We start from the raw sequence: 12,175 nt of genomic DNA, 5'->3' as shown, positions 1-12,175 counted from the left end.
AACTCATGAAGAAGATCGCATTGATCACCGCCTTCGCACTCGGCTACGTGCTCGGCAGCAAGGCCGGCCACCGACGCTACGAGCAGATCAGCTCGAAGGCCAAGGAGCTGTGGAACGACGAGCACGTGCAGTCCGCCGTGCACAACGCGGGCGACGCTCTCGGCACCGCAGCGGGCATCGTGGGCGAGAAGGTCGGCGAGAAGGCCGACGAGATCATCCACAAGGTCAAGCGCTGATGGCGAAGGCCGACGCGAAGTCCAAGACCCCGGGTGTGGCCGGCCCCACGGGCAACCCCGCCGAGGACCAGCTGAGCGTTCCCGGCGCGGTCGTCGAGGTCGCGCGCGCGGCCGTGAAGGCCAAGTCGGTTCAGCCCGACCGGTCTTCCGCCGCGTCCGACGACGCCGACGCGCCGCCTCAGCGCAGCCGCAGTGAGCTGCAGGCCGACATCGCGTCGCAGCGGGCGCGGCTCGCGGAGCTCGTCGACGAGCTCGAGCACCGCCTCGACGTCGGATCGCTCACCCGCGAGATCGTCGAAGACGTGAAGGCCGACCCGGTGGAGGGCGTCAAGCGCCACCCCGCCGCGGCCATCGGAGCGGTGGCCGCCGTCGCCGCCGTGGGCGCGGGCATCGCGCTCGTGGTGCGCGCCATCCTCAAGTAGCGGGCGTCCCGCCGAGGTCGGGCCTACGGGCCAGGAGCCTCGGCGGGTGCCGAGCCGGCAGCGGAGCCAGAGCTGGTGGCTGGGGCGGCTCCGGATGCGGGGGCCGGGCCGGATGCGGGAACCGGGCCGGATGCAAGGGCACCCGCCGGCACCGGCCGCTTCGGCTTCTTGCGCAGGCGAGGCGGCTCGGCGGGCGGATCCGGCTCCCCGTTCCAGGTCTTCACGATCGCCCAGCCCACGGCCGCGATCGGCACCGAGAGCACCGCCCCGACGATGCCGCCGAGGATGGTGCCGGCTGTCAGCGCGATGAGGATGACGAGCGGGTGCAGCTTGAGCGACTGCGCCATCACGACCGGCTGCAGGAAGTTGCCCTCGAGCTGGTTGACCGCGATGACGATCGCGATCACGATGAGCGCGACGAGCGGCCCATTGGCCACGAGCGCCACGAGTGCGGCGAGCACACCCGCCAGGGTGGCACCGATGAGCGGGATGAACGCGCCCATGAACACGATGATCGCGAGCGGCAGGGCCAGCGGCACGCCGAGGATGGCGAGCCCGATGCCGATCGCCGCGGCGTCGACGAACGCGACCGTCGCCGTGCCGCGCACGTAGCCGCCGAGCACCCGCACGGTCGTGCTGCCGATGCGCTCTCCGCGCTCGTGCCGGTAGCCCTTGAACGGCTTGAGCAGGAACTTCCAGATCCACGGCCCGTCCTTCATGAAGAAGAAGAGGATGACGATCGTCAGGAGGGCTCCCGTGATGATCTCGCCCGCCACCGAGACCCCGGCGAGGGCGCCGCTGCCGAACTGGCTGCTGGTGAGGAAGTCGACCACCGAGTCGCGGAACGAGTCGAGCTGCGCCTGGTCGATGTCGAAGGGCAGCCCGAGCACGTAGTCGTGCAGGCTGTCGATGCCCTCGACGGCCGACTGCCCGAGCTCGCGCCACTGCCCGCGCACGGCGAGCACGATGAGCGTGACGATGCCGCCGAACACCACGACGCCCGCGAGCAGCGTGATCCAGGTCGCGGCGATGGCCGGCAGGCCCCGGCTCTTGAGCCAGCGCAGCACGGGGCTGAGGGCCGCCGCGATGATGAGCGCGAGCAGCACGGGGATGACCACGAGCTTGAGCTGGAGCAGCGCGAACACCACGACCGTGGCGAGCACGAGCACGATGATGACCTGCAGGCTGCGCACGCTCAGGTGCCCGAACTTGTCGGTGAACAGGGAGCGCAGGCTCGGCCGCGGGTTGGGATCGTCGGAGGACATGGGTCCAGACTGACACGGATGCGGTCCGCACGCTCGATGGCCCCGCCCCGCGTGCGCTCAGCGGCTAGCCTCGTGGCATGAGCTCCGACCCGCCCGCACCCACCGCGGTCGAGACCGTGGCCGCACGGCTCCGCGAGCTCATCCTCGACGCCGGGATCGCGCCGGGCGCCCCTCTCCGCGAGGAGTCGCTCACTGCGACCCACGGTGTCAACCGGCACACCGTGCGCGCCGCGCTCCGACTGCTCGAGACCGAGCGGCTCGTCGTGATCGAGCCGTACCGGGGTGCCAGGGTGCGAGCGTTCACCGCCGACGAGGTGCGCGCCCTGCTCGAGTACCGCACCGCCCTCGAGGCCGAGGCCGTGCGCCTGCTCGCCGACCGAGCGGGCTCGCATCCGCTCGCCCTCCCGGCGGCCGTGGTCGAGGCCAACGATCGTCTGCGCGCCGTCTGCCGCTCGCAGCCGCACGAGCACCGCGCCATCGAGGCCGCGCACGCCGCTCTGCACCACGCCCTCGTGGCCGCGGCAGGCAGCCCCCGCATCACCGAGGCCCACGCGCTGCTCGAGAGCGAGCTGCTGCTCTTCCTCAACCAGCTGCGCCCGCTGCTGCCCGCCGACGAGATGGCCGAGCAGCACGACCGCCTCCTCCTCGACGTCGCGGAGCGCGGCGAGCAGGCCGTGCGCGACCACCTCGCGCACTCGGCCGAGCAGCTCATCGGCCTGCTCGCGCGCTGAGCGCACGGCCGACTTCTGGGCGGGCGCGGCAGACGGGGAGCAGGATCGTCTCATGACTCCGAGCGCCGCCGATCCCGTCTCTCCCATGCTCGCCAAGGCGGTCACCGCCGTGCCCGCCCCCGAGGCGGTGGAGGGCGGGTTCGCCTACGAGCCGAAGTGGGACGGCTTCCGCGGCGTCGTCTACTTCGACGGCGAGTCGATCGAGATCGGCAGCCGGGGGTCGAAGCCGCTCACCCGCTACTTCCCCGAGCTCACCGAGGCCCTCGCAGCCGTGCTGCCGGGGCCCTGCGTGCTCGACGGCGAGATCGTGGTGCCCACCGGGCAGGCCGGCGCGGAGCGACTCGACTGGGAGGCGCTGTCTCAGCGCATCCACCCGGCCGCGAGCCGCGTGCGCACCCTCGCCGCGGAGACCCCCGCGCTCTTCGTGGCCTTCGACCTGCTCGCGGAGGGCGAGCGGAGCCTGCTCGACGAGCCGTTCTCCGAGCGCCGGGCCGCCCTGGAACGCCTCGTGGGCGGCATCGCGGAATCCGGAACGGCCGGCGCTCCTTCGCTCAAGCTCTCGCGCACCACCCGCGACGTCGAGCTCGCCAGGCGCTGGCTCGTGGAGTTCGAGGGTGCCGGCCTCGACGGGGTCGTGGCCAAGCCCCTCGCCGCACCGTACGCGCCAGGCAAGCGCGTGCTGCAGAAGATCAAGCACAAGCGCACCGCCGACGTGGTGGTCACGGGCTACCGCGTGCACAAGAGCGGCACGGGTGTGGGGTCGCTGCTGCTCGGCCTCTACGGCGACGACGACCAGCTGCACGGCGTGGGCGGCGCCTCGGCGTTCACGGATGTGCGCCGCCGGGAGCTCATCGACGAGCTCGAGCCGTTCGTGCAGCGCGACGCCGACGGCGAGCCCGTGCGCGGTGAGGGCGAGCGCAACCGCTTCTCGTCGAACAAGGATGTCTCGTTCGTGCCCCTCGAGCCACGCCTCGTGGTGGAGGTGCGCTACGACCAGATGGAGGGCGACCGCTTCCGGCATACCGTGCAGGTCGAGCGCTGGCGCATCGACCGCGAGCCCGAGTCGTGCCGCTTCGACCAGCTCGAGCAGCCCGCGGGCTACGACCTGGCCGACGTGCTCGGCAGCTAGTCCTTCTTCGCCCTGCTGGGCTGCACGCGCGGCGGCTCCCCCGGCATCTTCGGGAAGTCGGGCGGAAACGGCAGCTCCCCGAGCCCGTCGCCGAGATCGCGTTCCCACCAGCCGAGCAGCGTGTCGATGCGCCCGGGCTTCTCGTGCATCCGCGCCCACGGGTCACCGGTGGTGGCGAGCCGCTCGGGCACGCTCCGCACGGTGAAGCTGTGCGGATCCACCTCGGGCAGCTCCTCCCAGCTCACGGGGCACGAGACCGGCGCGTGCGCCAGGGCCCGAGGGCTGTACGCGCCCGCCATGGTGCGGTCGCGGTTGGCCTGGTTGAAGTCCACGAAGATGCGCTCTCCGCGCTCCTCCTTCCACCAGTGGGTGGTGACCTCCTCGGGCATGCGCCGTTCGAGCTCACGGGCGGCGGCAATCACGGCGTGCCGCACGTCGAGGAACTCGTGCAGCGGCTCGATCGGCGCGAAGACGTGCAGCCCACGGTTGCCCGAGGTCTTCACGAAGGCCTCGAGCCCGGCCTCGGCCAGCACCTCGCGCAGGGCGAAGGCCGAGGTCACGGCGTCGGCGAAGTCGGTGCCCGGCTGCGGATCGAGGTCGATGCGCAGCTGGTCGGGCAGGTCGGGCTCCCCGGCCTGCGAGGCCCACGGGTGGAACACGACGGTGTTCATCTGCGCCGCCCACACCGCCACGGCCGGTTCGTCGACCACGAGCTGCGGATGCACGCGGCCGCTCGGGTAGGTCACGGGCACCGACCGCACGTAGTCGGGGGCGCCCTTCGGCGGGTTCTTCGAGAAGAACCGCTCGCCGTCGATGCCGCCGGGGAAGCGCTCGAGCGAGAGCGGCCTGTCACCGTTGGCCGCCACGAACGCCTCGCCCACGGCGATCAGGTACTCGGCGAGCTCGCGCTTCGTGATCCCCAGCTCGGGCCAGAGCACGCGCGACGGGCTCGAGAGGCGAACCTCCCTGGGCCCGTCGGGGCCCTCGACCTGCAGCTGGACCGCTTCGCTCGCCATGGCCTCACGCTACTCCGCGGGCGGCGCCTTCGGTGCGGAGCCGGTGCGGCCGACGGCGGTCGAACCCTGCACCCGACCGGCCTGGGCGCTGGCCTGGGCGAAGCCCCGGCCGGCGGCCTCACCGGCGACACGGCCCGAGACGAGCTCGGCGATGTCGATGCCCACGAGATCCTTGACGATCTGCATCGACGTGGCGAGCTGGCTCGAGACGGCGCCGCCGACCTGCTCGGTGCCGTTGCCGTCGCTCGAGATGACGGTCATGTTCGCGATCGCCGCGAGCGGCTCGGAGGCCGCACGCACGATCGCGGGAAGCTCGGCGATGATCTGCTGACGCAGCAGGTCGTCGGCGCGCTCCTCGAGCGCCTCGGCCTTGGCCAGAGTCGCTTCAGCCTCGGCAGCACCCTTCACGCGGATGGAGTTGGCCTCCGCCTCACCCTCGGCCCGCAGCGCCTCGGCGGCCGCAATGCGTCGGTTCTTCTCGGCGATGCCCTCGGCCTCGGTCGCCTCGGCGGCCGAGCGGCGGCGGTTGCGCTCGGCGAGACCCTCGGCCTCGACGGCCTCGGCCACGGCCTTGCGTCGGTCGCGCTCGGCGTTGGCGGCGGCCACGGCGGCGGCGGCATCGGCCTGGGCCTTCTTCTCGAGCGAGTACGCGTCGGCGTCGGCCACGGCGCGGATCTCGGCGTCGAGCTCCTGCTTGCGGAGGCCCACGCGCTTGCCGGCGGTGATCTCCTGCTGCGAGATGACCTCCTGCTGCGAGATGGCCTCGGCGAGCGGGCGCGAGGCGGAGGCCTCGGCGCGCGCCTTGTCGGTCTCCTTCTGGATCTCGGCGTTCCGCAGGTCGAGCTTGCGCTGCTGCTCGGCCACGGCCTGGTCGGCCTCGATGCGGGCCTCCTCGGAGGTGCGGCGTGCCACCGACTCGGCGACCTCGGCGACCTGCTTCACGCGGGCGGCCTCTGCACGACCGAGGTCGCGGATGTAGCCGTTGTCGTCGTCGATCTCCTTGATCTGGAGGGTGTCGATCTGCAGTCCCTGCACGTCGAGCGACTCGCGCACGGCGTCGAGCACCTGGCCCTGCAGCGCCTGGCGGTTCGTGATGATCTCGGTCACGGTCAACTGACCCACGATCGATCGCACGGATCCCGAGAGCACCTCTTCGGTGGAGGTCTCGATCTGGTCCTGCTGGTTGAGGAACCGCTGGGCGGCGGCGCGCACCATCGACTCGGATCCGCCGACCTTCACGACCGCGACGGCGTTGACCTTGATCGTGATCGCGTCCTTCGTCTGCGCCGTGGCCTGCACGTTGAGCTGGCGGCTGCGCAGCGAGAGCTTGAAGTGCGCCTCCACGATGGGCTTCACGAACACCCGCGATCCGAAGACCACGCGCTGGCCCGCGTTCTCGGTCTCGTGCAGCGACGGCTCGCCGGTCTGGGCGTGCGCCTCCCCCGCCTTGAGGGGTCGCTGGCGCGAGGTCACGATGATCGCCTCGTCGGGCTTGGCCACCTTGATGCCGCGCAGCAGCACGATCAGCACGATGAGGGCGAGGAGCACCACCACGACCACCACGACAGCGATCACGATCGATTCGGGCGAGAGCAGAGGGGGCATGACGGCCTTTCCGTGGTTGGCAGAGGTCACAAGCAGTATGACGGATGGGGGCACTGTCCGACATGAGTAGTGCAGACCGCAACGCGAGTGACCTGCCCGGGCACGTCGCCCCCGTGTGCCAGGATGGGCGCACCGCCGCGCACCTCGCCCGAGGTCTGCGCGCCGTCGAGGAGAGGACCGCCGTTGACCGAGCACTCGGAGTTCGTGCAGCGACTCGCCGCGGCACCCAGCATCGAGAAGCTGCCGCCGATCGCCGATCCCGTGGCCCACGCGCCCGAGAACCCGCCGCAGAAGATCCAGCAGAAGTTCGTGGGTGCGAGCTACGCCGAGGCCTACTCCGAGGCCGAGCGCTTCGTCGACGCGGCCTTCGACGCCTGGCCCACGGGCGAGGGCGTGCCGCCCACGGGCGAGCAGCTCGTGCTCGACTTCGGATCGGGCTGGGGCCGCATCACGCGCATGCTGCTCCGCCGCTTCCGCGCCGACCAGGTGTGGTCGAGCGATGTCGACTCGGAGATGACCACGCTCCTGCACTCCACGCTGCCCGGGGTCAACGCGGTCACCAACGCGCCCTGGCCGCCCACCGTGTTCGCCGGTCACCGCTTCGACGCCGTCACGGCCTTCAGCGTCTTCTCGCACCTCTCCGAGGAGGCCCACCGGCAGTGGGCGGCGGAGTTCGCCCGTGTCGTCAAGCCGGGCGGCCGTGTGTTCATCACCCTGCTCGAAGACGACTTCCTGGCCATGGTCGTCGGCGCGCAGGCCGCGGTCGCGGCCGGCGAGGCCGACCGGTTCGCCACCAACCTCGCCAAGGTGGTCCCGGATGCCCTCGCCGCCCACGCCACGGCGGTACGGGGCGAGTTCGTCTTCGCGGGCGGCGGTGACGACGACGACGGTCCCCGGGCCCGCTCGTTCTACTCCTGGGCCGTCGCGCCCCGCGGTTGGGTGGAGCAGGTCTGGGGCGAGGCGGGCTTCACGCTCGAGTCGTGGACCCGCACGGGTGTGCTCTTCGACCAGGCCATGGCCGTGCTCGTGCGCAAGCCCGCCGACTGGGACGTGGTGGTGGAGGCCCCCAAGGTGTCGTTCCCGCGCCGAGTGGCCCGCAAGGTGAAGCGCACGCTCCTCCGCCGCAGCGCCTAGCTGGACTCGCGCCTAGCGCGCGGCGTCGGCGAGCGCGGCCTCGATGATCCGCAGTACCTGCTCGGCCTCCGCTGGAGCCACAGGCAGCGCCCCGAGATCGCCCGAGCGGAGCGCCTCGGCCAGCACCCGGTAGAAGCGGGCGTGACTGCCGCGCTCGAGCTCCACGCTGCGCGACCCGCCATCCGGTGTCTGCACCTCGGCGCTCTGGCCCTCGGCGTCGAGACCGTACGCGGGGTCGTCGATCGCCATGCCCGCGATGAACTGCCTCTCCTGCGGGTCGAGCCCGCGGGTCACGAGCACCGCCTCGGAGCCCACCACCCTGAACCGCGGCCGGTTCGCGGGCGACACGGCGCTGAACCACAGCCGCGATCGCACCCCGCCGAGGTGGTGCAGCGTCACGAACGAGTCGTCGTCGCCCTCGCCGCCCGGCCGTCTCACGTCGAGCTCGGCGTGCACCCCGCGCTCGAGGTCCACGGGGCCGAAGAGGCGCACGGCCTGGTCGATGAGGTGCGGGCCGAGATCCCACAGGATGCCGCCGCCCTCGGCCGCACTCACGAGATCCTTGCCCTTCGTGCCGCGCTCGGGGCGATAGAACTCGAAGGCGGACTCGAATTGGCGCACCTCGCCGAGCGCGCCGTCGGCGAGCACGGCCTCGACCGTGAGGAAGTCGCCGTCGAAGCGCCGGTTCTGGTAGACCGTCACGGCCTTGCCCACGCGCTCGGCGTGCGCCACCACCTCGAGCGCCTCGGCGGCGGTGAGGGCGAACGGCTTGTCGACCACCACGTGCAGTCCGGCGTCGAGGGCGCGGTGCGCGAGATCGGCGTGCGTCTCGTTGGGGGTCGTCACCACCACGAGGTCGAGCTCGTCGGCGCGCGCGAAGAGAGCGTCGGCATCCGCCACCACCACGCCCTCCCCGTACCGCTCGGTGGCCTCGGCGGCCCTGCCCGCATCTCGCGTCACGATGGCGGCGAGCTCGAAGGCCGGGTCGGCGGCGAGGAGCGGGGCGTGGAACACGCGGCCGCCGAGGCCGAAGCCGATCACGGCGGTGCGGAGGGGGGCTGAGGTCGTCATGCCCCCACGTTACGGGCTCCCCCGCCTCGCTACAGAGCGCCCCAGGCGTCGGCGGGCGCCGTGACGACCGGCACGGGCGAGTACGACCAGTGCGCGCCATTGGCGTAGTGGCTCGATGCCCACGGCGAGGCCCAGATAGCGGCCTCGATCTGGGCGGTGGGGGCCGCGGCGTCGAAACCGGCCGTGATCTCGGAGTAGAGCGAGTTCTCGCGGAGCGCCTCGGCGGCGTTCTCGGCGGCCGTGATGAGGGTGTCGTAGCTGCCGAGGCCGCTGCCGCCGCCGGAGCCCCAGCCGTTGTTGAGCGGGTTGTTGCGCAGCCACCAGCTGTCGGGGCCGTTCTCCTGGCGCATCCAGCGCATCATGACGGTCACGTTCGACTCGGTCATGGGGAAGCCGCCGAAGTACATCACGAGCGTGGCCCAGGCCTTGTTGGTGCGCTCGCGCGCGATCGTGACGACACCAGGCGTGGCTCCGTAGCCGTCACGGGTGACGGCGGAGGCCACGGCCTCTCCTGGCACCTGGAGCGTCTGCGCCGATGCGGCGAGCGACCCCGCCTCGGAGCCCGTGGGGGCGCCGTCGGCCAGCGCACCCGTGGTGGGCGGAGGCGCGAGCAGCGTCACGAGCGTGAGGCCGGCCACCGTCACGACCGCGGCGGCCACGACCGTGCCGGACCGCCGGTGCGTGGAACGAAGGAAGAGTGAGCTCATGAGTGCCCTCCAGGGTACTCGCGCTCCCCCGGAGCCGCCTCCGAGACCGCTGGCGACCGGGGCCGGCGGCCGCGACCGCGGGTCAGCCCGTGTTCTGCAGGCCGGCGGCCACTCCGTTCACCGCGAGCAGCAGCAGGCGGTGCGGGGCGTCTCCCGGGTCGGTGCTCGCCGTGGCGCGCACCGTGCGGAGGGCCCGCAGCTGCAGCAGCGAGAGCGCGTCGACGTAGGGGCTCCGCAGGCGCACCGCGCGCTGCAGCACGGGGCGGCCGTCGAGGATCTCGGAGTGGCCGCTCGTCTGCTGCACCCAGTGCCTCGTGAGCTCCATCTCCTCCTGCACGAGGGCCGCGAGGTCGTCGCGGTCGCCCAGGGCGAGGTAGCGCTCCGCGATCCGCGGGTCGGTCTTCGCGAGCGACATCTCGACGTTGTCGATCATCGCCCTGAAGAGCGGCCAGCGCGAGTAGGCGTCGCGCAGCACGTCGACGTCGCCCACGGCGGCGAGCGCCGAGCCGAGCCCGAACCAGCCGGTGAGGTTGATGCGCGCCTGCGTCCAGGCGAACACCCACGGAATGGCGCGCAGGTCTTCGAGCGACTCCACCGAGAGACCGCGGCGGGCCGGGCGCGAGCCGAGCGCGAGCAGTCCCACCTCCTCCATGGGGGTGACCTGCGCGAACCAGGGCGCGAAGCCCTCGGCCTTCACGAGCTCGAAGAAGCGCGCGCGAGAGGCGGTGTCCATGGTGGCGGCGACTGCGGCGAAGTCGCCGGACGACTGGCGGTTCGCGGCCTCGTTCGACGGGCTCGACGCGAGAAGGGTGGCCGCGGCCATCTGCTCGATGTGCCTCGCCGCGATCGTGGCGTCGCCGTACTGCGCGAAGATCACCTCGCCCTGCTCGGTGAGCTTGAAGCGACCCTCCACGGATCCGGGCGGCTGCGCGAGCACGGCTTCGTTGGCCGGTCCGCCGCCGCGCCCGAGAGCACCGCCGCGGCCGTGGAAGAGGGTGAGCTCGATGTCGTTCTCGGCCGCCCAGTCCGAGATGCGGGACTGCGCCTCGTAGAGCGCGAGCGTGGCCGACACGGGCCCCACGTCCTTCGAGGAGTCGGAGTACCCGAGCATCACCTCGAGCCGGCGACCGGTCGCCTCGAGGCGAGCCTTCACCTCGGGCAGCTCGATCATCTCGCCCAGGATGCGCGGCGCGGCCTGCAGATCGTCGAAGGTCTCGAAGAGCGGCACGGCGTCGATCACCGGAGCGGCCTCGGCCGATCCGAGCGCGGCCTCGGCGAGCGCGTAGACGGTCTGGATGTCGGTCGAGGACTGCGTGAACGAGACGATGTAGCGCCTGGCCGCCGCGGTGCCGAAGCGCTCCTGCAGGTCGGCGATGGCCCGGTAGACCTCGAGCACCTCCTCGGTCATCTCGCTGAGGTCGCCGCCCGCCCTGACCTCCTCGATGGCCTGCCTGTGCACCTTGGAGTGCTGGCGCACCTCGAGCTCGGCGAGGTGGAAGCCGAAGGTCTCCACCTGCCAGAGCAGGCTCTGCAGCTCACCGTTCGCGCTGCGGGCGGCCCCTCCCGCGCGGAGCGACGTCTGCACGACCCGCAGGTCGTCGAGCAGCTCGGCGGGGCGCGAGTAGGCGAGGGCGGCGGACTCGGGGGCCGAGCCGGAACCAGAACCCGAACCCGAGCTCTTGCCCGCGGCGCGCGTCGCCGCGATGCGTGCCGCGATCACGAGCAGCACGCGCCGGTGCGGCTCGTTCGGTGCACGCTTGCCGATCTTCGAGGTCACGTGCGGCGCGAGCTCCTCCTGCCGTGCGGCGAGCGCCAGCAGCGCGTCGTCGGCGGGGGTGTCGGCGCCGTCGAGCGTGAGCGTGCGGCCGATGCGCTCGGCGGCGTGCTCGAGGCCGAGCAGCACGTGCTCGGAGGCGATGGCCGCGGCCGCCCTCGTGACCGCGGCGGTCACGAACGGGTTGCCGTCGCGGTCGGCGCCGATCCAGCTGCCGAGCCTGAGGAACGCGGGTGCCTTCACGGGCGCTCGTCCCGCCTCCTGCGCCAGCAGCCAGTCGTCGAGCAGGCGGTAGACGCGCGGCACGGTCTGGAAGAGGGTCTGGTCGAAGATCGACATGGCCGTGCGCACCTCGTCGAGCGGCGTGGGCCGCGTGGTGCGGAGCGGCGAGGTGCGCCACAGCACGTCGATCTCCTCGAGCAGGCGGCGTTCGGTCTCCATGGCGCTGATGGATCCGGCTGCGGCCTCGTCGCGGCCCGCGAGCAGCTCGCTGATGCGGCGGATGGCCGAGGCCACGGCACGGCGGCGCGCCTCGGTGGGGTGCGCCGTGAGCACGGGGTGGAAGCGAAGCGACTGCAGGCGCGCCGCGGTCTCCTCCCGACCGACCTCCTGCTCGAGCCGCTCGAGGGCGGCGGGCAGCGAGTCGCGGCGGTCGGCATCCGGGCCGGCGGAGGCCCGCGACTTCAGCACCCGCACCCTGTGGTGCTCCTCGGCGAGGTTGGAGAGGTGGAAGTAGCACGTGAAGGCGCGCGCGATCTGCTCGGCGCGTTCATGGCTGAACGACTCCACGAGCGCCTCGGCGTCTTCGATCGACGCATCCGAGTCGCGCTCGTAGGCGTGGATCACGAGGGCTCGCAGGCGTTCGACATCGTCGAGGAGCTCGGCACCCCCCGCCTCGCTCAGCACACGCCCGAGCAGCGCACCCAGCAGGCGCACGTCGGCGCGCAGCGCCTCGTCCACCTCGTCGCGCACGTGCTCCCGGCTGGCACCTGGGCGGAAGGGATCGGCACCCGCTGCGGGGTGGTCGGCGGTGATCTCGGAGGGCTCATCCTGATTGGTCACCAGATCACGCTAGCGCCCCGTGC

Annotated in this window: 11 protein-coding genes; 5 read left to right on the top strand and 6 right to left on the bottom strand. The window is 72.2% G+C overall.

The annotated features are described in order from the left end of the window. Positions 1–5 precede the first annotated feature (5 nt). Together ACEXQC_RS00305 and ACEXQC_RS00300 are read left to right on the top strand one after the other, a co-directional pair. Complete coding sequence (locus ACEXQC_RS00305) at positions 6–236, top strand: hypothetical protein (RefSeq protein WP_374817171.1); 231 nt, start codon at positions 6–8, stop codon at positions 234–236. After that, complete coding sequence (locus ACEXQC_RS00300; RefSeq protein WP_374817169.1) at positions 236–658, top strand: DUF3618 domain-containing protein; 423 nt, start codon at positions 236–238, stop codon at positions 656–658. The genes ACEXQC_RS00305 and ACEXQC_RS00300 overlap by 1 nt, the downstream gene beginning before the upstream one ends. Before the next feature lie 23 nt (positions 659–681). Here the strand turns inward: ACEXQC_RS00300 and ACEXQC_RS00295 are convergent, their stop codons facing one another. Next, on the bottom strand, positions 682–1,923 hold the full coding sequence (locus tag ACEXQC_RS00295) for an AI-2E family transporter (RefSeq protein WP_374817168.1): 1,242 nt from the start codon (positions 1,921–1,923) through the stop codon (positions 682–684). Between the two features lie 77 nt (positions 1,924–2,000). On the opposite strand from ACEXQC_RS00295, the gene ACEXQC_RS00290 reads away from it, so the two are divergent. Together ACEXQC_RS00290 and ACEXQC_RS00285 are read left to right on the top strand one after the other, a co-directional pair. Continuing rightward, on the top strand, positions 2,001–2,654 hold the full coding sequence (locus ACEXQC_RS00290) for a GntR family transcriptional regulator (RefSeq protein ID WP_374817167.1): 654 nt from the start codon (positions 2,001–2,003) through the stop codon (positions 2,652–2,654). A 52-nt stretch (positions 2,655–2,706) separates the two neighbouring features. Next, complete coding sequence (locus ACEXQC_RS00285; RefSeq protein ID WP_374817166.1) at positions 2,707–3,783, top strand: ATP-dependent DNA ligase; 1,077 nt, start codon at positions 2,707–2,709, stop codon at positions 3,781–3,783. Here the strand turns inward: ACEXQC_RS00285 and ligD are convergent. Both ligD and ACEXQC_RS00275 read right to left on the bottom strand, forming a co-directional pair. Then, positions 3,780–4,799 carry a non-homologous end-joining DNA ligase gene (gene ligD, locus ACEXQC_RS00280; protein WP_374817164.1) on the bottom strand — a complete coding sequence of 340 codons (1,020 nt, stop codon included), beginning with the start codon at positions 4,797–4,799 and terminating at the stop codon, positions 3,780–3,782. The genes ACEXQC_RS00285 and ligD overlap by 4 nt on opposite strands. 9 nt (positions 4,800–4,808) lie before the next feature. After that, positions 4,809–6,404, bottom strand: a complete 1,596-nt coding sequence (locus tag ACEXQC_RS00275; RefSeq protein ID WP_374817162.1) for an SPFH domain-containing protein — start codon at positions 6,402–6,404, stop codon at positions 4,809–4,811. Positions 6,405–6,587: 183 nt separating this feature from the next. Between ACEXQC_RS00275 and ACEXQC_RS00270 the strand changes: the two genes are divergently transcribed. Further along, positions 6,588–7,538: a class I SAM-dependent methyltransferase gene (locus ACEXQC_RS00270; RefSeq protein ID WP_374817160.1), complete on the top strand. Its 951-nt coding sequence runs from the start codon at positions 6,588–6,590 to the stop codon at positions 7,536–7,538. A gap of 12 nt (positions 7,539–7,550) precedes the next feature. On the opposite strand, the gene ACEXQC_RS00265 is transcribed toward ACEXQC_RS00270, so the two are convergent. From ACEXQC_RS00265 to ACEXQC_RS00255, 3 genes are all read right to left on the bottom strand, one after another. Next, a complete protein-coding gene (locus ACEXQC_RS00265) occupies positions 7,551–8,609 on the bottom strand; it encodes a Gfo/Idh/MocA family oxidoreductase (RefSeq protein WP_374817158.1) in 1,059 nt (352 codons plus the stop codon). 29 nt (positions 8,610–8,638) lie between these two features. After that, the gene (locus ACEXQC_RS00260; RefSeq protein ID WP_374817156.1) at positions 8,639–9,316 is read right to left on the bottom strand and encodes a hypothetical protein; all 678 of its coding nucleotides are present in this window, start codon (positions 9,314–9,316) and stop codon (positions 8,639–8,641) included. A gap of 82 nt (positions 9,317–9,398) precedes the next feature. Beyond that, positions 9,399–12,062: a phosphoenolpyruvate carboxylase gene (locus tag ACEXQC_RS00255; protein WP_374817266.1), complete on the bottom strand. Its 2,664-nt coding sequence runs from the start codon at positions 12,060–12,062 to the stop codon at positions 9,399–9,401. Positions 12,063–12,175: the final 113 nt, after the last annotated feature.

Source organism: Herbiconiux liukaitaii (assembly GCF_041927495.1).
GTDB lineage: Bacteria > Actinomycetota > Actinomycetes > Actinomycetales > Microbacteriaceae > Herbiconiux > Herbiconiux liukaitaii.
The sequence above is the reverse complement of the archived record's forward strand: the minus strand, read 5'-3'. Positions and strand labels throughout refer to the sequence as shown.

What these genes read in the sequence shown, in the direction of transcription:
- ACEXQC_RS00290 (WP_374817167.1), top strand. Translation starts at nt 2,001, where the DNA reads ATGAGCTCCGACCCGCCCGCACCCACCGCGGTCGAGACCGTGGCCGCA.
- ACEXQC_RS00295 (WP_374817168.1), bottom strand. Translation starts at nt 1,923, where the DNA reads ATGTCCTCCGACGATCCCAACCCGCGGCCGAGCCTGCGCTCCCTGTTC.
- ACEXQC_RS00305 (WP_374817171.1), top strand. Translation starts at nt 6, where the DNA reads ATGAAGAAGATCGCATTGATCACCGCCTTCGCACTCGGCTACGTGCTC.
- ACEXQC_RS00300 (WP_374817169.1), top strand. Translation starts at nt 236, where the DNA reads ATGGCGAAGGCCGACGCGAAGTCCAAGACCCCGGGTGTGGCCGGCCCC.
- ACEXQC_RS00285 (WP_374817166.1), top strand. Translation starts at nt 2,707, where the DNA reads ATGACTCCGAGCGCCGCCGATCCCGTCTCTCCCATGCTCGCCAAGGCG.
- ACEXQC_RS00260 (WP_374817156.1), bottom strand. Translation starts at nt 9,316, where the DNA reads ATGAGCTCACTCTTCCTTCGTTCCACGCACCGGCGGTCCGGCACGGTC.
- ACEXQC_RS00265 (WP_374817158.1), bottom strand. Translation starts at nt 8,609, where the DNA reads ATGACGACCTCAGCCCCCCTCCGCACCGCCGTGATCGGCTTCGGCCTC.
- ligD (WP_374817164.1), bottom strand. Translation starts at nt 4,799, where the DNA reads ATGGCGAGCGAAGCGGTCCAGCTGCAGGTCGAGGGCCCCGACGGGCCC.
- ACEXQC_RS00275 (WP_374817162.1), bottom strand. Translation starts at nt 6,404, where the DNA reads ATGCCCCCTCTGCTCTCGCCCGAATCGATCGTGATCGCTGTCGTGGTG.